General features: G+C 63.3%; 27 protein-coding genes, 1 other RNA gene and 1 pseudogene. 13 read left to right on the top strand and 16 right to left on the bottom strand.

Annotation, left to right across the window (positions count from 1 at the left end; genetic code table 11):
* Positions 1 to 23: 23 nt before the first annotated feature.
* The 5 genes from SUTH_RS18640 to SUTH_RS14510 are packed head-to-tail and all read right to left on the bottom strand — an operon-like array spanning position 24 to position 3,442.
* The gene (locus SUTH_RS18640; RefSeq protein WP_052473671.1) at positions 24 to 671 is read right to left on the bottom strand and encodes a pilus assembly PilX family protein; all 648 of its coding nucleotides are present in this window, start codon (positions 669 to 671) and stop codon (positions 24 to 26) included.
* Entirely contained in the window at positions 665 to 1,771 is a 1,107-nt protein-coding gene (locus tag SUTH_RS14525; RefSeq protein WP_171817378.1) for a PilW family protein, read from the bottom strand. Before SUTH_RS14525 ends, SUTH_RS18640 begins: the two co-directional genes overlap by 7 nt.
* Before the next feature lie 9 nt (positions 1,772 to 1,780).
* Positions 1,781 to 2,311, bottom strand: coding sequence for a type IV pilus modification protein PilV (pilV, locus tag SUTH_RS18635; RefSeq protein WP_052473670.1), 531 nt, complete (start codon positions 2,309 to 2,311; stop codon positions 1,781 to 1,783).
* A gap of 52 nt (positions 2,312 to 2,363) precedes the next feature.
* Positions 2,364 to 2,996 carry a GspH/FimT family pseudopilin gene (locus SUTH_RS14515; RefSeq protein WP_171817377.1) on the bottom strand — a complete coding sequence of 211 codons (633 nt, stop codon included), beginning with the start codon at positions 2,994 to 2,996 and terminating at the stop codon, positions 2,364 to 2,366.
* Positions 2,990 to 3,442, bottom strand: a complete 453-nt coding sequence (locus SUTH_RS14510; protein ID WP_041100254.1) for a type IV pilin protein — start codon at positions 3,440 to 3,442, stop codon at positions 2,990 to 2,992. Before SUTH_RS14510 ends, SUTH_RS14515 begins: the two co-directional genes overlap by 7 nt.
* A 149-nt stretch (positions 3,443 to 3,591) precedes the next feature.
* On the opposite strand from SUTH_RS14510, the gene SUTH_RS14505 reads away from it, so the two are divergent.
* Both SUTH_RS14505 and SUTH_RS14500 read left to right on the top strand, forming a co-directional pair.
* Positions 3,592 to 4,299: an energy transducer TonB gene (locus tag SUTH_RS14505; protein ID WP_084207428.1), complete on the top strand. Its 708-nt coding sequence runs from the start codon at positions 3,592 to 3,594 to the stop codon at positions 4,297 to 4,299.
* 64 nt (positions 4,300 to 4,363) lie between these two features.
* On the top strand, positions 4,364 to 5,686 hold the full coding sequence (locus SUTH_RS14500) for a TAXI family TRAP transporter solute-binding subunit (RefSeq protein ID WP_041100250.1): 1,323 nt from the start codon (positions 4,364 to 4,366) through the stop codon (positions 5,684 to 5,686).
* Here SUTH_RS14500 and rfaE2 read toward each other — a convergent pair.
* The 5 genes from rfaE2 to SUTH_RS14475 form a co-directional block, all read right to left on the bottom strand.
* A complete protein-coding gene (gene rfaE2, locus SUTH_RS14495) occupies positions 5,683 to 6,171 on the bottom strand; it encodes a D-glycero-beta-D-manno-heptose 1-phosphate adenylyltransferase (RefSeq protein WP_041100248.1) in 489 nt (162 codons plus the stop codon). The genes SUTH_RS14500 and rfaE2 overlap by 4 nt on opposite strands.
* A 23-nt stretch (positions 6,172 to 6,194) precedes the next feature.
* On the bottom strand, positions 6,195 to 6,872 hold the full coding sequence (locus SUTH_RS14490) for a BON domain-containing protein (RefSeq protein ID WP_070099350.1): 678 nt from the start codon (positions 6,870 to 6,872) through the stop codon (positions 6,195 to 6,197).
* Positions 6,869 to 7,462 (bottom strand): phosphoheptose isomerase, encoded by a 594-nt coding sequence (locus tag SUTH_RS14485; RefSeq protein ID WP_041100246.1) that lies wholly within the window; start codon positions 7,460 to 7,462, stop codon positions 6,869 to 6,871. The genes SUTH_RS14490 and SUTH_RS14485 overlap by 4 nt, the downstream gene beginning before the upstream one ends.
* Before the next feature lie 85 nt (positions 7,463 to 7,547).
* Complete coding sequence (locus SUTH_RS14480) at positions 7,548 to 7,925, bottom strand: HIRAN domain-containing protein (RefSeq protein WP_041100244.1); 378 nt, start codon at positions 7,923 to 7,925, stop codon at positions 7,548 to 7,550.
* Complete coding sequence (locus tag SUTH_RS14475; protein WP_408054954.1) at positions 7,906 to 8,220, bottom strand: YraN family protein; 315 nt, start codon at positions 8,218 to 8,220, stop codon at positions 7,906 to 7,908. Before SUTH_RS14475 ends, SUTH_RS14480 begins: the two co-directional genes overlap by 20 nt.
* Before the next feature lie 54 nt (positions 8,221 to 8,274).
* On the opposite strand from SUTH_RS14475, the gene rsmI reads away from it, so the two are divergent.
* The 5 genes and pseudogenes from rsmI (at position 8,275) to rnpB (ending at position 11,803) form a co-directional block, all read left to right on the top strand.
* Positions 8,275 to 9,114, top strand: coding sequence for a 16S rRNA (cytidine(1402)-2'-O)-methyltransferase (gene rsmI, locus SUTH_RS14470; RefSeq protein ID WP_052473863.1), 840 nt, complete (start codon positions 8,275 to 8,277; stop codon positions 9,112 to 9,114).
* A gap of 8 nt (positions 9,115 to 9,122) precedes the next feature.
* The gene (pyrC, locus tag SUTH_RS14465; RefSeq protein ID WP_041100237.1) at positions 9,123 to 10,157 is read left to right on the top strand and encodes a dihydroorotase; all 1,035 of its coding nucleotides are present in this window, start codon (positions 9,123 to 9,125) and stop codon (positions 10,155 to 10,157) included.
* Positions 10,158 to 10,161: 4 nt separating this feature from the next.
* Positions 10,162 to 10,605, top strand: coding sequence for a hypothetical protein (locus SUTH_RS14460; RefSeq protein ID WP_041100235.1), 444 nt, complete (start codon positions 10,162 to 10,164; stop codon positions 10,603 to 10,605).
* Positions 10,602 to 11,306: pseudogene (locus SUTH_RS20380) on the top strand (DUF3025 domain-containing protein); the annotation flags it as partial. The gene SUTH_RS14460 and the pseudogene SUTH_RS20380, both read left to right, overlap by 4 nt.
* Before the next feature lie 73 nt (positions 11,307 to 11,379).
* Positions 11,380 to 11,803: RNase P RNA component class A (gene rnpB / locus SUTH_RS18755), an RNA gene on the top strand.
* A gap of 131 nt (positions 11,804 to 11,934) precedes the next feature.
* Here the strand turns inward: rnpB and SUTH_RS14450 are convergent.
* The 3 genes from SUTH_RS14450 to SUTH_RS14440 form a co-directional block, all read right to left on the bottom strand.
* Positions 11,935 to 12,363: a universal stress protein gene (locus SUTH_RS14450; protein WP_041100231.1), complete on the bottom strand. Its 429-nt coding sequence runs from the start codon at positions 12,361 to 12,363 to the stop codon at positions 11,935 to 11,937.
* Complete coding sequence (locus tag SUTH_RS14445) at positions 12,360 to 13,085, bottom strand: TerC family protein (RefSeq protein ID WP_041100229.1); 726 nt, start codon at positions 13,083 to 13,085, stop codon at positions 12,360 to 12,362. The genes SUTH_RS14450 and SUTH_RS14445 overlap by 4 nt, the downstream gene beginning before the upstream one ends.
* A 64-nt stretch (positions 13,086 to 13,149) precedes the next feature.
* Positions 13,150 to 13,920 (bottom strand): FadR/GntR family transcriptional regulator, encoded by a 771-nt coding sequence (locus SUTH_RS14440; protein ID WP_084207426.1) that lies wholly within the window; start codon positions 13,918 to 13,920, stop codon positions 13,150 to 13,152.
* Between the two features lie 156 nt (positions 13,921 to 14,076).
* Between SUTH_RS14440 and SUTH_RS14435 the strand changes: the two genes are divergently transcribed.
* From SUTH_RS14435 to SUTH_RS14410, 6 genes are all read left to right on the top strand, one after another.
* Positions 14,077 to 15,234 (top strand): TRAP transporter substrate-binding protein, encoded by a 1,158-nt coding sequence (locus SUTH_RS14435; RefSeq protein WP_041100227.1) that lies wholly within the window; start codon positions 14,077 to 14,079, stop codon positions 15,232 to 15,234.
* Positions 15,235 to 15,316: 82 nt separating this feature from the next.
* Positions 15,317 to 15,964, top strand: coding sequence for a TRAP transporter small permease subunit (locus tag SUTH_RS14430; protein ID WP_041102389.1), 648 nt, complete (start codon positions 15,317 to 15,319; stop codon positions 15,962 to 15,964).
* Positions 15,965 to 15,966: 2 nt separating this feature from the next.
* Positions 15,967 to 18,009 (top strand): TRAP transporter large permease subunit, encoded by a 2,043-nt coding sequence (locus SUTH_RS14425; RefSeq protein WP_041102388.1) that lies wholly within the window; start codon positions 15,967 to 15,969, stop codon positions 18,007 to 18,009.
* A gap of 10 nt (positions 18,010 to 18,019) precedes the next feature.
* Positions 18,020 to 18,997 (top strand): 2-hydroxyacid dehydrogenase, encoded by a 978-nt coding sequence (locus tag SUTH_RS14420; RefSeq protein ID WP_197539595.1) that lies wholly within the window; start codon positions 18,020 to 18,022, stop codon positions 18,995 to 18,997.
* A gap of 109 nt (positions 18,998 to 19,106) precedes the next feature.
* Positions 19,107 to 20,378, top strand: coding sequence for an MFS transporter (locus SUTH_RS14415; protein ID WP_041100225.1), 1,272 nt, complete (start codon positions 19,107 to 19,109; stop codon positions 20,376 to 20,378).
* Positions 20,375 to 20,746 (top strand): sirohydrochlorin chelatase, encoded by a 372-nt coding sequence (locus SUTH_RS14410; protein ID WP_197539594.1) that lies wholly within the window; start codon positions 20,375 to 20,377, stop codon positions 20,744 to 20,746. The genes SUTH_RS14415 and SUTH_RS14410 overlap by 4 nt, the downstream gene beginning before the upstream one ends.
* A gap of 3 nt (positions 20,747 to 20,749) precedes the next feature.
* On the opposite strand, the gene SUTH_RS14405 is transcribed toward SUTH_RS14410, so the two are convergent.
* The 3 genes from SUTH_RS14405 to SUTH_RS18630 are packed head-to-tail and all read right to left on the bottom strand — an operon-like array spanning position 20,750 to position 26,363.
* Positions 20,750 to 21,871: a response regulator gene (locus tag SUTH_RS14405; protein ID WP_041100221.1), complete on the bottom strand. Its 1,122-nt coding sequence runs from the start codon at positions 21,869 to 21,871 to the stop codon at positions 20,750 to 20,752.
* Position 21,872: 1 nt separating this feature from the next.
* Positions 21,873 to 22,988 (bottom strand): response regulator, encoded by a 1,116-nt coding sequence (locus tag SUTH_RS14400; RefSeq protein ID WP_041102386.1) that lies wholly within the window; start codon positions 22,986 to 22,988, stop codon positions 21,873 to 21,875.
* A gap of 60 nt (positions 22,989 to 23,048) precedes the next feature.
* On the bottom strand, positions 23,049 to 26,363 hold the full coding sequence (locus SUTH_RS18630; RefSeq protein WP_052473668.1) for a PAS domain S-box protein: 3,315 nt from the start codon (positions 26,361 to 26,363) through the stop codon (positions 23,049 to 23,051).
* Positions 26,364 to 26,434: the final 71 nt, after the last annotated feature.

Below are 26,434 nucleotides of genomic sequence, written 5' to 3'. Positions count from 1 at the left end.
ATGATTTTCCTTCCTTCGATGCACTACAAGGCCACGATCGCCTGAACGTAGCTGACGGTGTTGCGGGGCCCCGCGATGCGCGAGGTGATCCGGTAATAGACTTGGCTGCCGTAAGTCAGGGCTACCACGCCGGCGCCCTTGCTGCTGCTGCCGGTGCTGATGGTGGCCGGCGGCTGGGAACACCCGGCGCCGGCGCTGCTGGGCGGCAGGGGCTGGGCGCACAGGCGCTGAATGGCATAGGAAACAGTATTTCCGGCGGAATTCGGCGCCGATGCCGTGTAGACCATGAAAGTACCGGGGGCAGCCGGGTTGACCGTGACGGCCTGATTGACCAGCACCGTGCGCCAGAAGGTGTCCCAGTTCACTCCAGCGCCCGGGTCTTGCCGTATGGCGGAGTAACCTTGGGCGGCGACGCTGGTGTAGAGCTGGGCGCCGCTATTGGTCTCGAGCCAGTTGACGGCAACTTCGATGCCGGTATCGCCGGAGTTGGTGGCGCCCTGCTGGAACGTCAGGTTGCCGGCGATGATGTTGGTCATGTTCACCGAGCGCACCAGGGCGATGCCGCCAAGCGTCATGGCCACGAGCATGATCAGGGCAATCATGAGCACCACGCCGCGCTGACGCGAGGGTGGGATTTGGCGCATCCGATTGGGCAGAGGTTTGATCAGCATCCTGCTTGCACTCCCAGCCAGGAGACATTCCGCAGCGGTACCGTGGTCTGGTAGAGCTTGTAACGATAGTTCTGCCAGTTGGCCTCGGTTGTCAGGTTGATCGGTACCGGGGTGGCGCTCGTGGTTCCCGCCCAGACCGGAGCCCCGGCGGTAACCACCGTCTTTTCGAACTGGCCGCTACGCACCACCAATGCCAACCTGAGTGCCGCCGCCATTGACCAGCCACAAGCTGTGGCGGGGGTGGTCTGGTCATAGGTGTCAACGATCGCATCCATCGGTATGGACGTGTCACGGCCGTATTCGGCGCGCAGACTGACGACATTGCTGGCAATCGGCACCCAGGAGGCGTTGCACGATCCGCCGACTGCCGTTGCGGCGGGGCCGTCGGTCATCGTGCAGGCGGCGGCGCAGTTGCTGGTCATGTAATCGCAGACCGTAAGGTTGCCGCGATGCACGGCGTAGACCAGCACTTTCGGCGCCTGTCCGAGACTGAACAGGGTTCCTTGGCCCATGCCGGCGCTGCCGGTGGTCACGGCCACATTGGCGCCGACGCCGGTAACGGTATCCAGCATCAGGCTGCAGGGCGTCAGCCGGGTTGCCGGCGCGGCGATGACCCGGTCGTTGACCAAAAACGAAGCAAGCGCGGCGACGGTATAGGGCGGCGTGGCGGCCGAAGTCTGGTCCGTGATGACTTCGCCTTGCGGCGAACTGTTGGAGTTGCCATAAACGATCAGCAGCGTGTCGGTATTCGGATCGCCGGCCGGGATGGAGGCGTGGTTGATCGTCACCGGTGCGATGGAATTGAGGGTCACGCCGGCGCGCAGCAGAATATTGCAGCCCAGCAGCCGGATATCGGTAATGCCATACCCGCTCTGGCGGATGTCGCGCTGCAAGCCGTAGAGGGCAATGGCGCCCGCGCTTTGCGCATCGCCGCTGCCCGTAGTCGCACGCTTCTGACCCTCGGTCAGGGAAAACAGCTGCATCATGACGATGATGCCGATCATGCCGATCACCATGCCGACCATGACTTCGACCAGGCTGAATCCCTTGTGGCGGCGATACTCGCTTCGAGGGAAAGAATAGGGTGTCGTGGCTAACAAGTGCATCTCCTACCTGATCTGCGCCGTGACCGTATGGGCATGAGGCGTGCCATCGTTGGGCGCCTGCCAGCGCACTGTGACGGTGACGGTGCCCGAGGTCGCGCCGGCCGAGGTATCGACGACAACGGTCGGCGGATTGGTCGCCGTGCCGGGCAGGGAGTGAGCCACCGTCCTTCGATCCGGCAGCGGATCGGTGGCGGCCGGGGGGGATCGGTACCCGAACCACGTTGTATAGGTTGGGTAACTCTGGCAAGCCGTGCTGTAGGGGTCTGCGGTACATGCGGCACACGCGGTGGCGGCTGCCGCAACGCCGGCGGTCTGCGCGGTGCAGGCGTCGGCACCGGTGGCAAAAAGGGCACTCATGTTGGCCGGAACACGATCGCTGGTCCACATTTCGGCGAGCAGTTCCTCCGCCAGCATGCTGGCATCGGAGCGATACTTGGCATCCCCCGCCAGCTTTACCGATACCGCCTGCAAGGCCACGATGGCCAGAATGCCGAAGGAAAAGATCAGGATGGCAATCAGCGCTTCCAGAATCATTATTCCGGATTGGCTGTTTCGGGATGACATCGCGGGATGATGGGCAATCATGCTAGCACCCCACGGGATCCGTATTGGCGCGGGCCGGGTCGCACAGGCGGATCTGGCCTCCTGCCGAAACCGCCACGCGCATGCAGCGCACCGGGCCGCCGCCGCCGCCGATAGTGGCGCAAGTACCCGCCGCCGGATTGGAAACATTGATATTGATCGCCGCGCCGGGAACCGGGATGACTCGTCCCAGGCCATTGAACATAATGGAAGACTGGTCGGCTGCTACCGCGACGCCGGTCGAGCCTTCGCTCGACGGCCTGACCTGGATCATGCGCGGCGCGGGGCTGACCGCCGAGTCGCCCGCATCCTGGGCTTCATTCAGCAGGCCATTGGCGCACAGGCCGGATGGATCATCAAAACTCACTATCCAGTTGGTGCCGTTTGCCGATACCACGCAGGTTGCCGTCAGCGTGTCGGTGAGATTGAAGCGGATCTGGGCGTTGCGCCGGACAGCTTCGGTGCGCGCCAACTGGAGGCCGTTCAGGATGGCCTCGGCCGTGGTGCGAATCTTGGTATTCTGGATCCACGCCGTATAGCTGGGCGCTGCCAAGGCAAGCAGCGACCCGATGATCACGAGCCCGATCGCCAATTCGACCAGGCTCATGCCGTGCTGACGATGTTGCAGGTTCAGCACGACCCCCCCACGTTGGTAACCCAGCAACCCCCAGTAGTCGCAGGCGGGGTGGGCGAAGTTGTTTGCCATCTGTCTGGGGCCGGGGCGGCGATGACGGTTGACTTGTTGCCGCTCTCGTCAATTCTGTAGGTGAAACCCGCCATGCCGCTCTTGCCCGCGGCTTGCAGCGTGAAATTGGTGGCCGAACCGGCAACCGAGCATGAGAAGTCGAACTGCTTGCTGCTTGTCGTATCCGCGGTACACGCCGGTGCGGCGACATAAGTGCGGTTATCCTGGAAAAACTGCTCCATTTGCACGCGCTTGGTCGACAGGGTCGACGTTGCGTCCGGAATCTTGCCCCTGATCACATAATCCGAATAGTTGGGAAGCGCGATGGCCATCAAGATGCCCATGATGACAACAACGATCATCAGTTCGACCAGAGAGAATCCGTTTTGTGTTTTCATTGGCAACCTCGGCTGTAAGCAATACTTGGAAGAGAACCCTGATGCGGCACAACGAACCCGCAGCACCCGAAAATGTATCGCAATTATCTGCATGATAGCGTTGTGGGGTATTTAGTACAGCCGGCCCGACATACGGTGCACTATCCGGTATGAACGGTCGATTGGATGTTCCCCCTTCGCGGCTTCCCGCTGGCCCGGCCACCGGAGATGCCCGGCATTACGCTTCCGGTGCACGTTGCCTGGCACTGCCGCTGGCGTGTTCCTGCGCGCTCCATCTGCTTGTCCTGTTTTCTCCCGTGTTTGGCACGGTCGCCAGTTTTGCCCCGTCTGTCGCGCCGGGCGGCCAGAAAGCGCCGCCCAGTTTTTCCGTGACGCTGACGCCGTTCCATAGCCTGAGAGCCGAGGATTGGCATCCGCCGAAAGAGGGTGCCGCGCACGCCGAATTGTCGGAGCGGGATCCCAAACCGGTAACGAAGGATCCGTTGAAACCAACCGACAGCCGCATGGACGGTGCCGATCTGCTGCCTCTGCCCGGAGTCATTTATTACCCGACGAGCTTTCTGACCGTGCGTCCCCAGCCCTTGGCCGAGGCCAATCTCGATCCCCCGCGGCTACGACCGATCGTCGCCTCCGGCAAGGTGATCCTGACACTGTGGATCAATCCGTTCGGCCTGGCCTCCAAGGTTTCCGTGGAATCCACGAGCCTCCCCGAGATTTTTACCGCCACTGCCGTCGACGCATTCCAGTCGCTGCGCTTCAAGCCGGGGGAGCTTCACGGCCAGAAGGTCGGCGCCGTCATGAGAATCGAGGTTACTTACGATGATGGAAGGCTGATCAGCACGGAGATATTGCAGTAGCACCGGTGTTTCGTCAGGCGCCGATTCAGGATAATGTTCGCCAACCGAGCCAGGCCACGAGACCATGCCCGAAAAACTCAAACTCCTTTCCTGGCGCGATATCGTGTTCGTCGCGCTGCCTTCCCTGCTGCTGGTGATCGGTGCGTTCTGGCTGGCTGCACAGTTCATCAAGCCGGCGCCACCGGACCGGCTGGTCGTCAGTACCGGCGGCGAGGGCGGCGCCTACCAGCGCTTTGCCGCGCGCTACAAGGATGTGCTGGCGCGTTACGGCATCGCACTGGTGGAGAAGCCCTCCGCCGGCTCGACCGAGAACCTGGAGCGGCTGCGCAACCCGGAATTCGAGGTCGATGCGGCGTTCATCCAGGGTGGCACGGCGCGTCCGGGTGAAGAGGATGAACTGGTTTCGCTGGGCGACATCTATTACGAACCGTTGTGGATTTTCTACCGCGAGGCGGCCTTGCGCGGCAGCGACAAGCTGCTCGATCTCAAGGGCAAGCGGGTGGCGGTGGGCGGTGCGGGCAGCGGTACGCATTATCTGGCCATGGAGTTGCTGGCCGCCAACGGCATCGATGCGAAAAACACGAAGCTGGTCGAAGCCGGCGGCCTGGGCCTGGTCGAGCGGTTGCAGAGGAACGAGCTCGATGCCGTGTTCGTCGTCGGGCCGACGCAGTCCTCGCTGGTGTGGGCGCTGCTGTACACGCCGGGTGTGCGCCTGATGAGCCTGACGCATGCCGATGCCTACACGCGGCGTTTCCCTTATCTGGCCCGGCTGGTGCTGCCGCGCGGGGCCATCGATCTGACACTGGACATTCCGCCGCACGATACGCAACTGGTGTCGCCGATGGCAACGCTGCTGGTGCGCGAGGGCATGCATCCGGCCCTGATCGACCTGCTGATGCAGGCGGCGAGCGAGGTGCATGGCGCGCCCGGCGTGTTCCAGAAACCCGGTGAATTTCCTCGTGCCGGGCATACCGAATTTCCGCTGTCGAAAGAAGCGGAGCGCTACTACAAGTCCGGCAAGCCCTTCCTGCAGCGCTACTTGCCGTTCTGGGCGGCGACGCTGATCGACCGCATGGTGGTGATGCTGGTGCCTTTGCTGGCGGTGTTGGTGCCGCTGTTCAAGTTCGCGCCGCAGATTTATGGCTGGCGGGTGCGTTCGCGCATCTACCGGCGCTACGGCGAATTGAAGTTCCTTGAAAACGAACTGAACGAAAATCCGGACCGGCACAGCCGCGCCGAATGGCTGGCCAAGCTCGACGGCATCGAGACGGATGCCAGCCGGATACGAACCCCGCTGACGTTTTCCGACATGCTCTACACCCTGCGCGGGCACATCGATCTGGTGCGGGAGATGATAATTCGCCGTACCGCCAGCGCCGACTCTTAAAGCCGGCGTATCTTCTCCATCAGCCCCGTGGTCGAGCGTTCGTGGATGAAGGGGATGGAATGCACCGCGCCGCCCCAGGCCATCACTTCCCGGTAGCCGACGATTTTTTCCACCGCCCAGTCGCCGCCCTTGACCAGCACGTCGGGCCGGCAATCGAGGATGCGCTGGAGCGGCGTATCCTCGTCGAACCAGGTCACCAGCGACACGCATTCGAGCGCGGCCAGCAGCGCCATGCGGTCGGCCAGCGGGTTGACCGGCCGGTCGTCGCCCTTGCCCAGGCGCTTGACCGAAGCATCGGAATTAGCAGCAACGATCAGCGAGGCGCCGAGGTTGCGAGCCTGGGCCAGATAGGTGACATGGCCGCGATGCAGGATGTCGAAGCAGCCGTTGGTAAACACCAGCGGCCGCGGCAGCAGCGCGATACGCCCGGCGAGGTCTGCCGGGGCGGCGATCTTGGCCTCGAAGGCCGGGGGCGGATACGCCATGCGGCGCCGACTCTTGTACTGGGCTACTTCTTGGCGGGCGTCGGCTTGGCGTCCTGTGCCGGTGCCGATGCCGCAGGCGGCGATGTATTGTCCAGCGCCTTGGCCTGTTCCGGGGTGATGATCTCGAACACGCGTACCACCTTCTGCACGCCACCCGTGGTGCGGGCGATTTCCACCGCCGCATTGGCTTCGGTCTGGGTCACCATTCCGAGCAGGAAAACCACGCCGGCTTCGGTCACCACCTTGACGTGGTTGGGCGAGAACTTGTTGGCATCGACAAAGCGCGCCTTCACCTTGGAGGTGATGTAGGAATCATTGCTGCGTCCGCCGAAGCTGGACGGTCCGGCGATCGCCAGCTCATTGCTGATCGACTTGACGTTGGGCACGCCGGAGGCAAGCTTTTCGACATCGGCCTTGGCCGCCTCGTTCGGCACTTCGCCGGTCAACAGGACCATGCGGTTGTAGCTGGTCACATTGACATGCACCTTGTCGCCGTATTTCTCGGTGATGCGGTTCGCGGCGCGAATTTCCATGCCCTCGTCGGAGACGAAGGTCTCCGGATTGCGGCGGTCGGTCAGCATCAGCACGCCGGTGCCGACGCCGACCGCGGCGGTGCCGAAACAACCGGCGAGGAGCGGGGCGCAGAGCGCCAGCGCGGCGAGGTTGCGAATGGTCTTGCCGATGTCGGTTCGGATGGTCATTGCGTTTCTCCAAGTATCAAGGCATCGATGCCATCGCACAGACAGTGGATGGTGAGCAGGTGTACTTCCTGAATCCGGGCGGTGCGTTCAGCCGGCACGCACAGGTGGATGTCGTCGGCAGCGAGCAGCGCGGCGATCTTGCCGCCGCCTCGGCCGGTGAGTGCCACCACCGTCACGCCATGGGCATGCGCGGCGCGGATGGCTTCGATCACATTGGGCGAATTGCCCGAGGTCGAAATCGCCAGCAGCACGTCGCCGCGCCGGCCCAGCGCCTGGATCTGCTTGGCGAAGACGTCTTCGTAGCGATAGTCGTTGGCGATCGAGGTCAGCGTCGAAGTGTCGGTGGTCAGGGCAATCGCCGCCAGCGGCGGGCGTTCCTTTTCGAAGCGGTTGAGCAGTTCGGCGGCAAAGTGTTGCGAATCGGCGGCCGAGCCGCCGTTGCCGCAGGCCATCACCTTGCCGCCGGCCGCGAGACTGTGCACCATGCGCCGCGCGGCGGCTTCGATCGGCGCGGCCATGGCGGCCAGCGCCGCGGTCTTGGTTGCGGCGCTGTCCTTGAACTGCTGCTGAATGCGATCGGCGAGTGACATGAATCAGGTCTTTGCTGGGTGGGCGGACATTTTAACGGATGAGGATAGCCCTCCCCGGCGCCGGGCCGAGGCCGGAATAGGGGGCCTAGAGCACGACAAATACTTCGATCAGCACCCGCTGCCAGGGGTTCCGGTGCTGGCGCAATTTGGCGATGCGGGCATCCACGGGCTCGCCGCCATCCATCGCGGCAGCCACGCCGCGGTTTTCGGCGCGCGGCAGGTAGCCCAGTTTCCGTCCGCGCCATTCGACACGAACCGCGTTGGCGTCGTGGGGGTTGTCGGCCTCGCGCACCAGCAGCAGGCGGTCGCCCTCGTGCATTTCCTGCCACAGGGTTTCCCCCGCGTGGTACTGGAAACCCGCGAGGGGCGAGCTTTGCACCAGGATGCGGACGTCGCCGGCCAGCGCCGTCAGGCTGACGGCAAGGCCGAGGCCGAGCAGGAGTCTAGTCAGCAGAAAACGCATTGCGCAACCATTCAATGTGCTGGGTTTCGGCGCCGTCGAACAGCACGCAATCGAAGCGGCAGGGCGATTCGCCGTGGCGCGCCAGCCAGTGCCGCGCGGCGAGGATCAGCCGGGCCTGCTTGGTGGGCGTGATGCTGGCCGCGGCGCCGCCGAAATCGCCGCGGCTTCTCAGGCGAACCTCGACGAACACCGTGGTCTTGCCGTCGCGGCAGACCAGGTCGATCTCGCCGCCCTTCACCCGGAAGTTGCGTTCGATCAGCTTGAGCCCCTGGCGCTGCAAATAGTCAGCTGCCATTTGTTCCGCGGCTTGGCCTTTGGCTTGTCTCGTGTTCATGCAAGAATGCCGGACATGGAAAATGCATTGTATGTCGTCGCCACGCCGATCGGAAACCTCGGCGACATCACCCTGCGCGCGCTGGAAACCCTGCGTGGCGTCGACCTGGTGGCCTGCGAGGACACCCGCCATGCCCGCCATTTACTGGATCATCACGGCATCAAGGTGCCGACGCTGGCGCTGCATCAGCACAACGAGAATGAGGCTGCCGAGAAGCTGATCCGCCTGCTGGGCGAGGGCAAGCGCGTCGCGCTGGTATCGGATGCCGGCACGCCGGGCGTCTCCGATCCGGGCGCGCGTGCGGTGGCGGCGGTGCGCGCCGCCGGTTTCCGGGTGATTCCGCTGCCGGGGCCGAATGCGGCGATCGCGGCGATGTCGGCGGCCGGCCTTGCCGATCAGCGCTTTCTGTTCGCGGGATTCCTGCCCGCGAAAGTCGGCGCCCGCAAGACGGCGATTGCGCAACTGGCGGCCGTCGATGCGGCACTGGTGTTCTACGAAGCGCCGCATCGAGTGATGGAAACCGTGGCCGAACTTGTCGCGCTGCTCCAGCCGCAACGCGAAATCGTCATCGCCCGCGAACTGACCAAGCTGTTCGAGCAGATCGAGCGCATGCCCTTGCCTGTCGCGCCGGCCTGGCTGGCGGCAGATGCCAACCACCAGCGCGGCGAATTCGTGCTGGTGGTTTCCGCGCCGCCGGCGCGAGAGGGCATGGATGCCGAGACCGAGCGCGTGCTGGCCGCGCTGCTGACCGAGCTGCCGGTGAAACAGGCCGCCAAGCTGGCGGCGGAAATCACCGGCCAGCCGAAGAATGCGCTGTATGCGCGGGCACTGGAGCTGAAGGACGCCGCCGTATAATCGCCGCCATGCAGACCCTCACCATCACCCGGCCCGACGACTGGCACTTGCATCTGCGCGATGGCGAGGCGCTGGCCGCCGTCCTGCCCGACACGGCGCGGCGCTTTGCCCGCGCCGTCGTCATGCCCAACCTGAAGCCGCCGGTGACCACCGTCGCGCTGGCCGCCGCCTATCGCGACAGGATTCTTGCGGCACTGCCCGCGGGCATGGGCTTCACGCCGCTGATGACCTTGTACCTGACCGACAACATGCCGCCGACAGAAATCGATGCGGTCAGGGCCAGTGGCTTCGTTCATGCGATCAAACTCTATCCGGCCGGGGCGACCACCAACTCCGACGCCGGCGTCAGCGACCTCAAGAAGTGCGCGGCGACCCTGGCGCGCATGGAAAAGCTCGGCGTGCCCCTGCTGGTGCATGGCGAAGTCACCGATCCGGCCGTGGATATCTTCGACCGCGAAGCGGTGTTCATCGATACCGTGCTGAAGCCGTTGCTGCGAGATTTTCCGGGCTTGAAAGTGGTGCTGGAACATATCACCACCCGGAACGGCATCGACTTCGTCAAGGCCGGCGGCGCCAACGTCGCCGGTACCCTGACGGCGCACCATCTGCTGCTCAATCGCAACGCGATCTTTGCCGGCGGGATTCGCCCGCATCACTACTGCCTGCCGGTGCTCAAGCGCGAGAGCCACCGCCAGGCATTGGTGGCGGCGGCGATCTCGGGCAATCCGAAATTCTTCCTCGGCACCGATTCGGCGCCGCATGCGCAAAGCGCCAAGGAAACGGCTTGCGGTTGCGCCGGCTGCTACACGGCGCATGCCGGCATCGAGTTGTATGCCGAAGCCTTCGAGGCCGCCGGCGCACTCGACCGGCTGGAAGCCTTCGCCAGCTTTTTTGGCCCCGACTACTATGGTCTGCCGCGCAACACCGAGAAAATCACCTTGCGGCGCGACGCCCTTGCCGTACCCTTGAGCCTCGACTATCTTGGCGGCGATCGATTGGTGCCGCTGCGTGCGGGCGAATCCATTGCCTGGCGTCTGGAGTAATGCGATGAAGCACGTTTTTGCCCTGCTCTCGATTTTCTTGTTGACTGCCTGCGGCGACACGCAGCATGCCGCCTACCTGATTACCGATGGGCAGCATTCCTTGACCCTGACACGGCAGCAGGCCTTTATCGGCAGCGATTGGGATACCGAATTTGTCGTCGCGCGCTTCCCGGATTGCCAGCGGCGCTATCCGCTGAAGGAGCTGGTGGGCGACAAAGTCAAGATCGATGTGTATCGCACCGAACCCGGCGTATTCATCCTGAATTCCGGGAAGCGCTGGTATGTTACCGAGACCAGGACCTGCCGCTTCGAGCAGTTCAAGGAAGCGCCGCCGGCGCCGGGTGACGTGATCGGCAGTTTCCAGGTCAAGGACGGCACACTCGAATACAAGAGTCAGGAAGCGCCGGCCGCCGTCCCGCCAGCGCCGACTTCCGCGCCAAAACAATGACCGTGGGCGGAGCGGGCCTTCATCCGCTCTCGGCCTTCCTTCAGCCCTGGTTTGCCGCCGGAACGCCGGATATTTCCTGCTTGAATGAAGTGGCGCGGCAGCGCGGGTTGCGCACCGGGAATGGCGCGGCATTGCGCTTTGTGGCGCCACCGGAAGACTCGGAAGGCTACGAGGCGCGGGCGTTTCTGCGCGGCGAGATTGCGACGCGACCCGACAATTTGCATGATCTGTTCAATGCGCTGATCTGGCTGAGTTTCCCCCGGACCAAGGCGGCACTCAATCGACGCCACGTTGCCGCGCTCGAGGTGTTGCAAAAGCAGGGTAGCGCCGCGCGCGGCCCGCTGCGCGACGCGTTGACCCAGTTCGACGAATGCGGCGTGGTCGTGGCGGGTGCCTGCCCCGATCTCTGGTCGGCCTTGTGCGCGCATCGCTGGCGGGAAGTTTTTGTCGAGCGGCGCGAAGAGTTGCTGCGCACCACCCGCTTCATCGTCTTCGGCCACGCCAGCCACGATGCATTGGCCGCGCCCTTTGTCGGGCTGTGCGGCAAAGCCATGTTTGTCGACGTCGATGAGGCGTGGCTGGAGCTGCCCGAGGCGGCGGCGCTGGCCGCGCTCGATGTGCGCCTGGCCGTGTTATTCGACAATTCGCAATTTTCGCCGCGCGACTGGCAACCGCTGCCATTGCTCGGTATTCCCGGCGCCACGGCGGATAACGAGCGGCCTGATTACTACGACGACACGCGCCAGTTTCGTCCGGCGCGTACAATGCGCCCGGGAAGTTCGCCAGGCAACCGCTGAGCATGAAAGTGCTTGGAGGAAAGTCCGGGCCCCATAGAGCGGAATGCCGGCTAACGGCCGGGCGCTATAAGTCGAAAGACCCAAGGCGACAGACAGTGCAACAGAAAGATACCGCCTAAGCCCGACTTAGACGCCGCAAGGCGGCAAAGTCCTTTTCTGAAGAGCAGCTCGCTGCGATGAAGGAAAGAAAGGGCCGGTAAGGGTGAAATGGTGGGGTAAGAGCCCACCGCGGACGTGGTAACACGGACGGCATGGCAAACCTCATTCGGGGCAAGGCCAAATAGGGGAGTAATGGCGTGGCTCGCGTCGCTCCCGGGTAGGCTGCTAGAGGCCGTCGGCAACGGCGGTCCCAGAGGAATGGTTGCCCACGACAGAACCCGGCTTATCGGCGGACTTCCCACCCCCGACGGGGGTGGGAAGTCATTTTATGGACAATCCCCCCGGCCCCCTTTCATGGAAAGGGGGTGACGAAGTCAGGCCGCCTGCGGCAGCTCAGGAAAAGCGGAAAAGTCGGCGCTGGCGGGACGGCGATTTACCTGACCAGCAGCACCGGCACGTTGGACAGATGCACGACCTTCATCGCCACCGAGCCGAGCAGGGTGCCGGCGAGTCCGCTGTGGCCGCGGGTACCGATCAGGATCTGGCTGCAGCCGTGGCTGTCGGCGAAGGCCGTGATGGTGGCAGCCGCTTCGCCGACCATGACGTGCAGCTCGGCGGTGAAGCCGGCCGCCTTGAGCTGGTCCCGCGCCGGGGCAAGCGCGGCCATGCCGGCTTCGAGGTGAAATTCGCGGAGCGTCTCGGCGTCGATGAAACGCCCGATATCGCCGGGCAGCGACGCCTGCACGTTGATCAGGAGAATTTGCGGCGGTTCGCGCCAGTCTGCTGCGTGCCTGGCGATCCAGGCCACCGAGTGCAGCGCAATGTCGGAGCCGTCGATCGGCACTAGCCATTTTTGCGTCATGATGAGCCTTTCGTGGAATCGTTGACGGTAAGTTCGACGGCCGCGCGCGGCGCGGCGCGCAACGCCAGCCATTTGCCGATGAGCACCACCAGCACTGCGCCGCCAATGGCCGCCAGGGTCTTGGCGTAAGGAATCCCGCTGAGCAGGTTCGCCGGCAGGGCCGGATCGGTGACGATCATGCCGCCGCCGATCCAGCCGAGCAGGGCACCGCCGGCGGTGATCACGATGGGGTAGCGGTCCATCAGTTTCAGCACCAGCTGGCTGCCCCAGACCACGATCGGGATCGAGACCAGGATGCCGAAGGTCACCAGTACCATGCTGCCGTTGGCGGCGCCGGCCACGGCGATGACGTTGTCCAGGCTCATCACGGCGTCGGCGACGATGATGGTCTTGATCGCGCCGGCCAGCGTGGTCGAGGCGGCAACGTCGCCATGGGCATCTTCTTCGGGCAGCAGCAGCTTGACGCCGATCCAGAACAGCAGCAGGGCGCCGACGATCTTGAGCCAGGGGACGGCGAGCAATTGCAGGGCGAAAAAGATCAGCACGATGCGCAGGCCGATGGCGCCCACGACACCCCAGAAGATGCCCTTCTTGCGCTGCTCTGCGGGCAGCTTGCGGCAGGCCAGTGCAATGACGACGGCGTTGTCGCCGCCGAGCAGGATGTCGATCAGGATGATTTGCAGTACCGCGATCCAGAATGCGGCGGTCGATATGTCGAGCATGGGGGTGGTTGAACCTCGATAAGGGCGGCGCGGCGCGTAGTTTAGCCCCTGCACTGGGCAATCGCTATGGCAGGGATTTCCTGTCGAGATCGAACGCCAGCTGGATGCCGAGGCGGCCGGCCGCCCCGCGCAGGTGGTCGAGCGCGCAGCGGCGGGCGCTTTCGGCATTGCCGCGGGAAATGGCCTCGAACAGCGCGCGATGCTCGCGTTGGGCCTCCTGTGGGAGGGCCTGCGCGCTGTCAGTACCTCGCCAGGACATCTTGCGCGAATCGGAAAAGTGCCGGCCAAGGAATTCGACCAGCCGGCTGACATAGGAATTGCGCGTGGCCCTCGCCATCGCGATATGGAAATTGTCGTCGGCCTCGGTGCCGTCGCTGCCGTTGGCCAGCGCATCGTCCATTGCTTGCAGGTGTTCCGCCATGATCCGGAGGTCGGTCGCGTCGCGTCGCTGCGCCGCGAGTTCCGCCACGGCACCCTCGACCATGGCGCGCAGTTCGAAGATGTCACGCAATTCGACCAACTCCGGGCCGGCGCCCTGCCACAGGCGCAGGTTGATGGTTTTCGGCGTTTCGACCACATAGGCCCCGGAGCCCTGGCGGGTTTCGATCAGGCCATCGGCCTTCAGGCGCGCGATGGCTTCGCGCACCACGGCGCGGCTGACGCCAAACGCCTCACCGAGTGCCTTTTCCGTCGGCAGGCGTTCGCCGGGCTTTATTTCGCCCGCGGCGATGCGGCGCTGCAGATCGCCCGAGACCTCCTCGGAAAGCCTCAAGGGTCGTGCAATCCGGCTCAACTCGGTGCCGGGTTCGACGGATGGGGGGGGCGTATTCGACATGTACACTTTTAATAGTTGTCCTATTGTCAGACAAATTCTGTTTCTGGTAAAGTGGGTTCGTCACGCGCAGTTCCCAAGAATGTAAATAGAGACCGCAGGTTGTTACGACAGCCCCAATAGCGGTCACAAACCAACAATTGTTCTCAGGAGGAGACTATGTCCGACACCAAGCAACCCGAGCAGAAGCCGTCTCGCCGCAAATTCCTCGCTGCCGCCGTCACCGGCGGCGTGGGTGCCGCGGCGGCTGGCTTTCCGATGATCGCCAAGGCTCAGGCCGGCCCGATCAACATGCGCTGGCAATCGACCTGGCCGGCGAAAGACATCTTCCACGAATACGCGCTCGATTTCGCCAAGAAGGCGAACGACATGACCGGCGGCGATCTCAAGATCGAGGTACTTCCCGCCGGCGCGGTGGTTCCGGCTTTCGGCCTGCTGGAGGCGGTTGCCAAAGGCACGCTGGACGGCGGCCATGGCGTCCTGGGCTATCACTATGGCAAGCAGAATGCCCTGGCCCTGTGGAATTCCGGTCCGGCCTTCGGCATGGATGCCAACATGCTGTTGTCCTGGCACAAGTATGGCGGCGGCAAGGAACTGCTGGCCAAGCTCTACAATTCCATCGGCATCAGCACGGTGCAGTCCTTCCTCTACGGACCGATGGCGACGCAGCCCTTGGGCTGGTTCAAGAAACCGATCACCAAGCCGGAAGATTTCAAGGGGTTGAAGTTCCGCACCAACGGCCTGGCGATCGACTTGTTCACGGCGATGGGTGCGGCGGTGAATGCGCTGCCCGGCGGCGAGATCGTGCCGGCGATGGACCGCGGCCTGCTTGACGGCGCCGAGTTCAACAACGCCACCTCCGACCGCCTGCTCGGCTTCCCTGACGTGTCCAAGGTCTGCATGCTGCAAAGCTACCATCAGAGCGCCGAGACCTTCGAGATCATGTTCAACAAGCCGAAGTACGATGCCCTGCCGACGAAGATGAAGGCGATCATAAACAATGCCGTGGAAGCCGCTTCCGCCGACATGTCATGGAAGGCAATCGATCGTTATTCCAAGGACTACATCGAGTTGCAGACCAAGGACAAGGTCAAGTTCTACAAGACTCCCGATGCATTGCTGCAGAAGCAACTCACCCTGTGGGACGCGATTCTTGAAAAGAAATCGGCGGAAAATCCCCTGTTCAAGGAAATCGTCGAATCGCAACGGGCATTCGCCGAGCGCGCCGTGAAATGGGATCAGGACACCTACGTCAGCCGGCGCATGGCCGTGAGCCATTTCTTCGGAGGCAAAAAGGCGGCGCCCAAGAAGGCTTGAGGGTTTTCGCATCGTCAATGATCATCAACCATCCGGGCCCGGTCCGGGTGGTTGATTTTTTTGAGCAGGCAAAAACATGCAAATGCAGAAGTTACTGCTGACGATCGACAAGATCAGCACCTTCATCGGCCAGATGTTTTCCTGGCTGATCGTCTCGCTGACTTTCATGATCACCTGGGAAGTCGTCTCCCGCTATGCGTTCGACAATCCGCATCCCTGGGCCTTCGACGTCATGATCATGATGTACGGCACGGTGTTCATGATGGCCGGCGCCTACACGCTTTCCAAGAACGGCCATGTGCGCGGCGACGTACTTTACGGCTTTTTCTCGCCGCGCGTGCAGGCCAGCCTCGACCTGGCACTGTACTTCCTGTTTTTCATCCCGGGCGTATTCGCCCTTGCCTGGGCTGGCTACAACTTCGCCGGCGACGCCTGGGCCATCAACGAACATTCAAACGTCACGGCAGACGGCCCGCCGGTCTATCCGTTCAAGACCGTCCTTCCCCTCGCGGGCGGATTTTTGCTGCTGCAGGGCGCCGTCGAGATCATCCGCTGCGTGATCTGCATCAAGCAGGGCGAGTGGCCGTCGCGCGACGAGGACGTCGAGGAAGTTGACGTCGAAAAGCTCAAGGAAATGGTACACGTAAAGGATGCGGACATCGCCGCCCTCGACAAATACGTGGTCGCTCAGGAGCATGAGCACCGGGCACACGCGGGAGCGGTCAAATGAAAATCAGGAAGGAACTTTGGTTCGGCTTCACGCTGATGGCTGCGATCCTGCTGGTCACGGTACTCTTCATGCCTTGGAGCAACATGACCAACGGCCACCTCGGCCTGCTGATGCTGTCGCTGGTGGTGGTGGCCATCATGCTGGGTTTTCCGACCGCCTTCACGCTGATGGGCATGGGCGTGTTCTTCGCATGGCTGGCCTATCGCAGCGGCAATCCGGACCTTGCCGTGCGCCAGACCCTGGACCTGATGGTGCAGCGTGCCTATTCGGTGATGTCGAATGACGTGCTGATTTCCATTCCGCTGTTCGTCTTCATGGGCTATCTGGTCGAGCGCGCCAACCTGATCGCCAAGCTGTTCCGTGCGCTGGAGCTGGCACTGGCACGCCTGCCCGGCGCGCTGGCGGTGGCAACACTGGTCACCTGCGCGATTTTTGCGACAGCCACCGGCATTGTCGGTGCCGTGGTGACGCTGATGGGGCTGCTGGCTTTTCCGGCGATGCTCAAATCCGGCTATGACATTCGCCTGTCGGCCGGGGTCATCACCGCCGGCGGCTGCCTCGGCATCCTGATTCCGCCCTCGGTGCTGCTGATCGTCTATGGCGCCACGGCCGGCGTCTCGGTGGTGCAACTGTACGCCGGAGCGTTTTTTCCGGGCATCATGCTGGCCGGCCTCTATATCGCGTATGTAATCATCGTCGCCAAGTGGAAGCCGCATCTGGCTCCACCGCTGCCAATGGAAGAGCGGCACATCGACTTGCCGCCCGCCAACGAGAAAATCCGCGAAGCGATCAGCCATCGCGTACTCCCCGGCCTGATCGGCGCACTCAAGGGCTCGCGCAACCTGGGCATCAGCAGCGGCACGATCGCCAAGCAGGGGTTCATCGCCCTGCTGCCGGCGCTGACATTGGTGCTGTTCCTCGGCCTCACCTGGCACATGGCCACCAAGCCGGTGGTCAAGGCCGAAACCGCGGGGCTGATGGAGATGGGCGGCGGCATCGCCGAGGAATCGGTCGAGGCTGCGCCCGGGGGGCTCCAGGAACCGGAAGAAGAGGGCCTTGCCGAACCCAAGGAGGAGGATGGCGATCTCAAGGAGCCACCCGCCGAGGGCGACCTCAAGGAGCCGCCTGCAGCCAGGGAACTGCCGGGATCCGTCAAGGACGCACCGGCGGCAAAGGCGGAAGCGGCGCCGGTCAAACCTGCGGCGATCGCCGTGCCGCCAGCGCCGACCGCGGGGGATACCACCCCCGGCTCCGCCGGAGGCATAACTGTCGAAGCAGCGGAGCGCCTGCCGATTCCGATCTGGTACTGGATCGTGTTTGGCGTCAGCATCGCCAGCGCCATCGGCTTCTACGCGATCTTCACCTTCGTTCGCCTGGAAGTGTTCAAGATGCTCCTGGGGTCGTTCTTCCCCCTGGCGCTGATGATCCTCGCCGTGCTGGGCAGCATCGTCTTCGGTTTCGCCACGCCGACCGAGGCGGCCGCCATCGGCTCCGCCGGCGGCTTCATCCTCGCTGCCGCTTATAGGCAGCTCAACTTCGCCGTGGTCAAGGAGTCGGTGTTCCTCACCGCCAAGACTTCGGCCATGGTCTGCTGGCTGTTCGTCGGTTCCTCGATCTTCTCGGCGGCCTTCGCGCTGCTGGGCGGGCAGGACTTGGTCGAGAAATGGGTGCTGTCGCTCAACATGACGCCGCTGCAGTTCATGCTGCTCAGCCAGTTCATCATTTTCATCCTCGGCTGGCCGCTGGAATGGACCGAGATCATCGTCATCTTCATGCCGATCTTCATTCCCCTGCTGCCGCACTTCGGGGTCGATCCGCTGTTCTTCGGCCTGCTGGTCGCGCTGAACCTGCAGACAGCCTTCCTCTCGCCGCCGGTGGCGATGGCGGCGTTCTACCTGAAAGGCGTCTCACCACCGCACGTGACGCTGAACCAGATCTTTGCCGGCATGATGCCCTTCATGGCGATCCAGGTCTTCGCGCTGGCGCTGCTCTACATCTTCCCCGGCATCGGCATGTGGCTGCCCGGCGTGCTTTACGGCAACTGAGCGGGGAAGCATGGTGAAGCAGAAAATTCTGGTCGCGCGCGAAGTCTTTCCCGAAGTGCTGGAGCGCCTGCGCCAGCACTTCGAGGTCGATGACAACCAGGCCGATGCCATCCTCGGCGTCGAAGGCCTCAAGGTCCGGCTCGCCGACAAGGCGGGCGCGCTGACCGCGGCCACCGATCCGGTGACGGCGGATGTGATCGCCGCGGCGCCGGCCTTGAAGGCGATCTGCAACTTCGCCGTCGGCTACAACAACATCGACCTCGCCGCTTGTTCCCGGGCGGGGGTGATGGCGACCAACACGCCGGGCGTGCTCGACGACACCACGGCCGACCTGGCCTGGGCGCTGCTGATGGCCACGGCGCGACGCCTGCCCGCCGCCGAACGCTGGCTGCGCAACGGCGAGTGGCAAGGCTGGCAGTTCATCCAGTGGCTGGGCAGCGACGTGCATCACGCCACGCTGGGCATTCTCGGCATGGGGCGCATCGGCCAGGCGGTGGCAAGGCGGGCGCTGGGCTTCGACATGAAGGTGATCTACCACAACCGGACCCGCCTGCCGGCCGACAAGGAGGATGCCTGCCGCGCCCGCTTCGTGGATCGGGACACGTTGTTGCGCGAATCCGACTTTCTCGTATTGCTGCTGCCCTATTCGCCCGAAAGCCATCACACCATCGGCGCCGCCGAACTGGCACTGATGAAGCCCACCGCGCACCTGATCAACGTCGCCCGCGGCGGCATTGTCGATGACGAAGCGCTGATTTCGGCGTTGCGCCAGCGCCGACTCGCGGGGGCCGGCATCGACGTGTTCGAAGGCGAGCCGAAGTACAATCCGGGCTTTCTCGAACTCGACAACGTGGCCCTGACTCCGCATATCGGCTCTTCGTCCCGCGCCACGCGCATGGCGATGGCGATGCGCGCCGCCGACAACCTGATCGCCGCCCTTTCCGGTCAGCGGCCGCCCAATCTGCTCAATCCCGAAGTGATGGGGTGATGAAGGCTTCACCGCAGAGGCGCAGAGGAAACGCAGAGGAAATCCTGCCTCAGGGCTGTTTCTGTCTTTGCCTTTCTCTGCGCCTCTGCGCCACTGCGGTAAGGTTTTGATGAACGCCACAGCACGCCCCGGCGTCATGCTTGGCCTCGGCGTGGCGATTGCCGCCTACCTGCTGTCCTTCTTTCACCGCGTCGCACCCGCCGCGATTTCCGGCGACCTGCAGGCGACCTTCGCCATCGGCGGCGCGCAGCTCGGCACGCTGGCGGCGACCTACTTCTACGTCTACACGGTGATGCAGATTCCCACCGGGGTCCTCGCCGACACCCTGGGCCCGCGCCGCATCCTCTGGTGGGGCGGGCTGGTGGCCGGGGTCGGCGCCATCCTGTTCGGGCTCGCGCCGAGTTTCGAGCTGGCCTTCGTCGGCCGCACCCTGGTCGGTCTCGGCGTGTCGGTGACTTTCATCGCCATGCTCAAGCTGCTGGCGCTGGGTTTCGACGAACGCCGTTTCGCCACGCTGACCGGGCTGTGCATGCTGATCGGCAACCTGGGGTCGATCCTGGCCGGCGCACCGCTGGCCTGGGCGACGCAGGCCGCCGGCTGGCGCCAGGTGTTCGTCGTCGTCGGTTTGCTGTCGTTCGGCCTGGCGTTTGCCAGCCGCGCCTGGGTCATCGAAACTCCGGCGGGGAAGGTGGATCGAACAGCCTGGCTCACCGGCCTGGTGTCGGTGCTGAAAAACCGCGCCACCTGGCCGGGCTTCTTCGCCAATACCGGCCTGTCCGGAGCCTTCTTCGCCTTCGCCGGACTCTGGGCGGTGCCCTACCTGACGCAGATGCATGGCATGACGCGCGCCACCGCATCCAGCCATGTGAGCATTTACTTTCTCGGCTTCGCTTTCGGTTCGGCCTTGTGGGGGCGGGTGTCGGACGCACTGGGAAAGCGCAAGGCGGTAGCACTCGCGGTCTCCGGCCTGCACGTTCTGGGCTGGGGCGTCTGGTTGTGGGCGACGTGGCGGGCCGCTGGCGCATTGCCGCTGGCGGCCACCTATGCGCTATGCATCGTGATGGGCCTGGCCTCGGCGGGCTTCACGCTGTCATGGGCCAGCGCCAAGGAAGTCAATCCGCCGCAACTCTCGGGCATGGCCACCAGCGTGGTGAATGTCGGCGTCTTCCTCGGCCCCGCCATTCTGCAGCCGGCGGTCGGCTGGCTCATGGAACGCACCTGGGATGGCAGAATGGAAGCCGGCGTCCGCATCTATTCGGCCACCGACTGGCGCAACGGCCTGCTGCTGCTGACCGTGGCCGCTGTGGCCGGCTGGTTCGCGACGCTGCTGGTGAGGGAGACGGGTTGCCGCAACGTATGGAAGGCAAGGGAAGAAAAGTGAAGGGCATACTTCTGTTTGGTCACGGCGCGCGCAATCCCGAATGGGCGCAGCCTTTCCATCGCATCCGCGACGCCATCCTGGCGCGGGAGCCTGCGGCGCTGGTCGAGCCGGGATTCCTGGAACTGATGCGACCCGGCTTCGACGAGGCGGTGGATTGCCTGGTGCGCCAAGGCGCCACCGAAATCACGGTGGTTCCGATTTTCATGGCGGCCGGCAGCCACATCAGGAAGGACCTGCCGCAGATGGCGGCCAACGCGATGGATCGGCATGCCGGGCTGCTGATCGCGCTTGCGGCGCCGGTCGGCGAGGCCGAACCAGTGCTGGCGGCGATGGCCGACTATGCGATCAATGCAGCGCCTGAAATCTAAAGCCTATTTCAGCTGTCCCAGTTTTTCGGTCAGCTGCTGCAATGTTTCATAGATCTCTTCACCACGATCCTGCAACTCCATCATGCGCTTCATGAAGGTATGGACCAGCTCTTCCATGTGGTGTTCCTGATCGGTGCTCAGGCCGAGATGGACGAAGGCCTTGGCCATGCTTTGCTCCAGTTCGATCAGCAACTGCGAACTGGCGGCCCGGTCCAGGCCATGCGCCTGACGCATGGCGCTGACTGACTCGCGGATGCTTTGCAGCGCTTCGTCGATGCCCGCGCGGTTGCGCCGATTGGCTTCCTCGGCCTCGATGGCCTGCAGGCGCGAATCGGCACCCTGGGCGACGAGCGAGAGGTGGTCGCGCAACCGGCCGCACAGGTCCGGGTCATGCACCGGCATGTTGTTGACCATCACGGTGATGTGGTGGGTGTTGTAAACACCGCGATTGCGGAACTCGAAAATTCGTCCCTGGTCACGCACATGGTTCAGCACCGACACTTCCAGCGGCATATTGGCGCCCGCGGCGCTCAGCGTCAGCGTGCGCTGGCCGATGCGCGTTTGCGCGACCCCTTCAAGCTGGTAGCTTTGCAGCAGTTCGAGAACCCCGGTGGCTACTTCCTGCTCGGTGTTCCAGGAGAACAGCTTGCCGAGAAACTGCATGACGATGCCGGACTCGCCCATGCTGGTCATCATCATCATCGAAAAGCTGTTGGCGGCCTTGGCTTGCTCTTCCAGGGCTTTCTTGCTCAGGATGATCTGCTTCGCCACCTTGATCTTGCGCAGCACCTCTTCCGGCTCGAAGGGCTTGACGATGAAATCCTCGCCGCCGGCGTCGTAGCCTTTGATCCGGGCCTCGATGGTGTCGTTGCTCGAAACGAAGGTGACCGGGATGTCGCGCAGTGACTCGTCATCCTTGATCGCGCGGCAAAAAGCATAGCCATCCATGCCGGGCAGGCTGACATCGAGCAGTAACATCCCCGGCTTTTCGACTTCAAGCCGCGGCTGGCATGCTTCGACGCTTTCGAAGGTTTCCACGGTACAGTCGGGCTCCAGGATTTCGCGCATTATTTCAAGGATGAGCGGATCATCGTCGATGGCAAAAACCTTGAAAGCGTCACTCAATTCAATCTCCTTCGGAAGCGTTGTCACTGAAGCGGACGGCGATGGCATCGAACTCGCCCGCCAGTTCGAGGAATGCGTCCAGAACCTCGGGATCGAAGTGGCTGCCACGTCCCTCGCGGATCACTTCGACCGCCTTGGCATGGGGCATGGCCGGCTTGTAGATGCGCTTGCTGATCAGGGCATCGTAGACGTCGGCCAGTGCCATCAGCCTTGCCGACAGCGGAATTTCATCGCCGCCGATGCCTTGCGGGTAACCCTTGCCGTCCCAGCGTTCGTGGTGGCCGTAGGCAATCTCCGAGGCGACGCGCAGGAATGAACCGTCCGACTTGACGCGGATTTCCGCGGAGCGGATTGCATCGCGGCCGAGCACCGGATGGCGCTTCATCACCTCGAATTCCTCGGCGGTGAGCTTGCCGGGCTTCATCAGGATATGGTCGGGGATGCCGACCTTGCCGATGTCGTGGAGTGGCGCCGATTTCCAGATCATCTCCCATTCGCTTGCCGCCATGGCATCCTGCCAGGATGATCGAGCCGCGAGCCTCCGCGCCATTACTTCGACATAGGCGCTGGTGCGGTAAATGTGGTTGCCGGTTTCGTTGTCGCGCGTTTCTGCAATGGAGCCCAGCGCAAAGATGGTGAGGTCCTGGCTGTGCTGCAGTTCCTGTGTCCTCGCCTCCAGATCGTGGGTGCGCTTGCTGACCAGGGATTCGAGATGGGCATTCTGGTCCTGCAGCCACTCGTGAGCTTCCCGCAGTCGCAGATGGGTCTGCACCCGTGCCAGCAGGATGGGCGGCGCCACCGGTTTGGTCACATAGTCCACGGCGCCAAGTCCGAGGCCATGGGTGATGTCGGCTACGTCGGTATGGCTCGACAGAAACATCACCGGAATCGGATTCGTCAGCGGAGCCCTCTTGAGCGAGGCGCAGACGTCATAGCCCTTCATGTCGGGCAGTTCGACATCGAGCAGGATCAGATCGGGCTGGGGTTGCATGCGTGCCAGCTCCAGCCCCTTTTGTCCGCAGGTGGCAATACGGGTCTGGTAGTGAGGCCGCAGGCACTCGTTGAGGGCCTCCAGAACCACCGGGTCATCATCAATCAGCAAAATGATCTTCGCCATGCCTCTGCCTGAGTTGCAGTCCAGTTGTTGGGCGCCATCAAGGCCGGCGCAAGCCTTCACTCAAATCCGGTTTTTCGCATCCCGCGAGTCGAGCAGTTTGCCGGCGGCATCGAAGTCGAAGTTGCGCACGCATGCAAGTGCCTGTTGCAGGCGTGGTGCCCAATCCGTGCCTTTGAGCTCTGACAGGGAACGTTCGATCGCTTCCGCACTGTCGCCATCGGCGCACTTTATCATGACAATGAGCTGTGCGATGGATTCCGGCACGGGTCCTGCCGGAGACCGATCGAGCCCGGGCAAGGGAGCCGCTGCCGGTTCGGAGTTGCCGAAAGCGCTCCGGATTTCCGCGCACAGGAGCTCGACCATGGCTTGCAGCTGCCTGAGCAGGTCATCGGTTGGCGCACCCTGCATCAGGGCCGCCTCAAGGGCGGTGGCGATCGGATGCAAGCCGGTCATGCCCAGCATGCCGACGCGACCCTTGATGGCGTGGGCATGCTGGCGGGCGGTTTCCTGATTGCCGGCGTCGAGTGCCTGGCGAATCCTGGCCTCATAGCCCGGCGCCTCGGTAAGAAACTCCATCAGCCAGTGCCGGTAGCGCGTTTCGTTGCCGACGAAACGGGCCAGACCGGCTTGGGTATCGATGCTGTGCAGCGCGGCCAGACCCACCTCCCTGGAGGCGGGGATGACGGCTGGCGAGTCGATCGGCACCTGATGCTTGGCCACGGGAATCCAGCGCGCCAGCAACTGGAAGAAATGTTTGGTCTCGAAGGGTTTGCCGATGTGATCGTTCATGCCCGCGGCAATGCTGATTTCCTTTTCATGTTCCATGGTATGCGCTGTCATCGCGACGATAGGCAGCTCGCCGAATCCGGCCCAGGTGCGAATGTCGCGGGTGGCGGCGAGGCCGTCCATGACCGGCATCTGGATGTCCATCAGCACCAGGTCAAAGGCCTGCGGGCCGGATGCCTTGAGGATGTTGAGCGCCTCCCGGCCGTTGGCCGCCATGCGCGGGATGATGTCGACCTCGGCCAGCAGCGCTTCGACTATCTCGCGGTTGAGCGGCTGGTCATCCACCACCAGCACCTGGGCTTTCCGGTAACTCGTCGGCAGCGCGGCCATGCCGGGAGCTTGCCGGACATCCGAAATATCGGCGGCATCGCCCGGCGCGAGCCAGATTTTGACCTCGAAGGTGGCGCCGGCGCCTTCGCGGCTGGTGGCGCCGATCTCGCCATTCATCATTTCCGCCAGGCGTTTGCACAGCGCAAGGCCGAGACCGGTGCCGCCGAACTTGCGGTTCATCGACGCGTCGGCCTGGGCGAAAGGCCGGAACAGCCGCGCAATGCTTTGCTCGGACAAGCCGATGCCGGTGTCCTCGACCTCGATGTTCAGGCAAACCCGCGCCTCGCTGCGGGCATGGAGTCCGATGCGCAATTCCACCCGGCCGGCGGGGGTGAACTTGATGGCATTGGAGAGCAGGTTGATCAGTATCTGCTCGATCCGCAAGGGATCGCCGCGCAGCACATCGGGCACCGCATCGTCGATCCGCACGACCAGTTCCAGGCCTTTTTCCGTCGCGCGGTGGGTCATGACCGAATTGCAGCGTTCCAGCAAGTCACGCAGGCTGAAGGCGATGACCTCGAACTCCATGTGACCTGCGGAAATCTTTGACAGGTCGAGCAGGTCGTTGATGATGCTGGCCAGCGTCTTGCCGGCGCCGGTGACCTTGTCGAGGTAGTTCTGCTGCCGGGGATCGGTGCTGATCCGCCGTGCCAGTTCCGACAGGCCGATCACGGCATTGAGTGGCGTGCGCAGTTCGTGGCTGACATTGGCAAGGAAGGCGTCCTTGGCCTGATCGGCAACCTTGGCGGCTTCCAGCGCGGCGCTCAGGTCGGCGGTGCGCTGCTCCACCAGGTCTTCCAGATGAGCCCGGTGCTGTTCCAGTTCATCTTCGATCTGCTTGCGCTCCGTGATGTCTTCCTTGACCGCAAGAAAATGCGTGATCTCGCCCTTGTCGTCGAAAATCGGCGAGATGGAGGCTTCTTCCCAGAATAGCTCGCCATTCTTGCGCCGGTTGCGCACCACGCCGCGCCATTCCCGGCCGTCGAGAAGGGTTTGCCAAAGTTCCTGGTAGGTCGAGAGTGGCGTTTCCCCGGACTGGAGAATGCGCGGATTCCGGCCGAGGGCTTCCTCGGCGGAATATCCCGTAACCCTGGTAAAGCGCGGATTGACGTACTCGATCAGTCCTTCGCGATTGGTGATGACGATGGATACCGGACTTTGCTCGATCGCAGCCCGCAGTCTCAGATTCGAAGCCTCGATATCCTTTTGCGTCTGTATCAGGCGGGCGGTTCCGCGATAGCCCAGAAAGTTGCCGTTGCCGTCGAAATAGGGCTGCCCGCTGACCGAGATCCATTTCAGGGTCTGCCCATCCGTACCAATCTGATATTCGAAGTCGCGGAACGGGCGGCGCGCGTCGATGCTCGCCTGGTAGTTCCGCCATTTTTCAACCGATGCCATCTCGACCTCGGGGCGCAGATCCTTTCTCGCTTTGCCCAGTACCGCTTCAGCCGGCAACGGGGTGCGGTCATTCTTGCCGTTTTCGATCCAGCGGAAGCGGTCCTGGGCGTCCGTTTCCCAGAACCAGTCGGAGGAGGATTCCGAAAACGCCTTGAAGCGCTCCTCGCTATCCTTGAGCTCGCGCTGTGCCTGGTCGCGGGCGACGACATCGTCGGCCAGGCGCCGGATGACGGGACGAAACACCCTGAACATGCCAAGTGCCACCAGGCCGACGATGAGCAGCGTTGAAATCTGCAGCAACCGCAGCAACAGCATGACTTTATGCTCGGCATCCTGCTGATATAGCGCAGTGACCTGGTGCAGTTCCCTGATCAGGGTGTCGCCGGCCGTGGCAACAATCGTGGCGGTCTTCCGGCTTGCGGCGGGCGTACCCAGAGCCGAGGCCTCGATATCTGTGAGTACCAGGGACAGGTAACGACGGGATTCCGCATCGAGGCTTCCGGTCGGACCGAAATACATTGAATGGATGGATGAGCCGGCACCGAATGTTCTGGCAGTGGCAACCAGCCGGGCATGAGCCTGATCGAAGTCGTTCGCCGCCGAGCGTGCCTGATCGCGGTATTCGCGCTTTCTTTCCGGATCCGCTTCGCGCTGGTCGAGGACGAGGTACATCGCCATGCGCTGCGACAGCATGCGCTGTCGTCCCGCCAGATTAATGATTTCGGCGGTCTGCTGGTCATCGGTGATGCCATTCCAGCCGAGAAACAGCGAGCCCAGGGCGAGGGCCACTACCGCAAGCGACACGATCCATTGGCGTCGGGAAAGTGTGCGAATCAATTGGCTGGTGTCGTTACGGTCCATGGATACCTGATCCGGCGCGCCTCGAAGCGCATTCCCCAATGTTGTGACAATACCCCAATTTTTCGGGCCTT

This window comes from Sulfuritalea hydrogenivorans sk43H, assembly GCF_000828635.1.
Taxonomy (GTDB): Bacteria; Pseudomonadota; Gammaproteobacteria; order Burkholderiales; family Rhodocyclaceae; genus Sulfuritalea; species Sulfuritalea hydrogenivorans.
The sequence above is the reverse complement of the archived record's forward strand: the minus strand, read 5'-3'. Positions and strand labels throughout refer to the sequence as shown.

Bases quoted from the DNA above. Each gene is read 5' to 3' on its own strand.
- SUTH_RS18640 (WP_052473671.1), bottom strand. From the start codon at position 671: ATGCTGATCAAACCTCTGCCCAATCGGATGCGCCAAATCCCACCCTCG.
- pilV (WP_052473670.1), bottom strand. From the start codon at position 2,311: ATGATTCTGGAAGCGCTGATTGCCATCCTGATCTTTTCCTTCGGCATT.
- SUTH_RS14510 (WP_041100254.1), bottom strand. From the start codon at position 3,442: ATGAAAACACAAAACGGATTCTCTCTGGTCGAACTGATGATCGTTGTT.
- SUTH_RS14505 (WP_084207428.1), top strand. From the start codon at position 3,592: ATGAACGGTCGATTGGATGTTCCCCCTTCGCGGCTTCCCGCTGGCCCG.
- SUTH_RS14500 (WP_041100250.1), top strand. From the start codon at position 4,364: ATGCCCGAAAAACTCAAACTCCTTTCCTGGCGCGATATCGTGTTCGTC.
- rfaE2 (WP_041100248.1), bottom strand. From the start codon at position 6,171: ATGGCGTATCCGCCCCCGGCCTTCGAGGCCAAGATCGCCGCCCCGGCA.
- SUTH_RS14490 (WP_070099350.1), bottom strand. From the start codon at position 6,872: ATGACCATCCGAACCGACATCGGCAAGACCATTCGCAACCTCGCCGCG.
- SUTH_RS14485 (WP_041100246.1), bottom strand. From the start codon at position 7,462: ATGTCACTCGCCGATCGCATTCAGCAGCAGTTCAAGGACAGCGCCGCA.
- SUTH_RS14480 (WP_041100244.1), bottom strand. From the start codon at position 7,925: ATGCGTTTTCTGCTGACTAGACTCCTGCTCGGCCTCGGCCTTGCCGTC.
- SUTH_RS14475 (WP_408054954.1), bottom strand. From the start codon at position 8,220: ATGGCAGCTGACTATTTGCAGCGCCAGGGGCTCAAGCTGATCGAACGC.
- rsmI (WP_052473863.1), top strand. From the start codon at position 8,275: ATGGAAAATGCATTGTATGTCGTCGCCACGCCGATCGGAAACCTCGGC.
- pyrC (WP_041100237.1), top strand. From the start codon at position 9,123: ATGCAGACCCTCACCATCACCCGGCCCGACGACTGGCACTTGCATCTG.
- SUTH_RS14460 (WP_041100235.1), top strand. From the start codon at position 10,162: ATGAAGCACGTTTTTGCCCTGCTCTCGATTTTCTTGTTGACTGCCTGC.
- SUTH_RS14450 (WP_041100231.1), bottom strand. From the start codon at position 12,363: ATGACGCAAAAATGGCTAGTGCCGATCGACGGCTCCGACATTGCGCTG.
- SUTH_RS14445 (WP_041100229.1), bottom strand. From the start codon at position 13,085: ATGCTCGACATATCGACCGCCGCATTCTGGATCGCGGTACTGCAAATC.
- SUTH_RS14440 (WP_084207426.1), bottom strand. From the start codon at position 13,920: ATGTCGAATACGCCCCCCCCATCCGTCGAACCCGGCACCGAGTTGAGC.
- SUTH_RS14435 (WP_041100227.1), top strand. From the start codon at position 14,077: ATGTCCGACACCAAGCAACCCGAGCAGAAGCCGTCTCGCCGCAAATTC.
- SUTH_RS14430 (WP_041102389.1), top strand. From the start codon at position 15,317: ATGCAGAAGTTACTGCTGACGATCGACAAGATCAGCACCTTCATCGGC.
- SUTH_RS14420 (WP_197539595.1), top strand. From the start codon at position 18,020: ATGGTGAAGCAGAAAATTCTGGTCGCGCGCGAAGTCTTTCCCGAAGTG.
- SUTH_RS14415 (WP_041100225.1), top strand. From the start codon at position 19,107: ATGAACGCCACAGCACGCCCCGGCGTCATGCTTGGCCTCGGCGTGGCG.
- SUTH_RS14400 (WP_041102386.1), bottom strand. From the start codon at position 22,988: ATGGCGAAGATCATTTTGCTGATTGATGATGACCCGGTGGTTCTGGAG.
- SUTH_RS18630 (WP_052473668.1), bottom strand. From the start codon at position 26,363: ATGGACCGTAACGACACCAGCCAATTGATTCGCACACTTTCCCGACGC.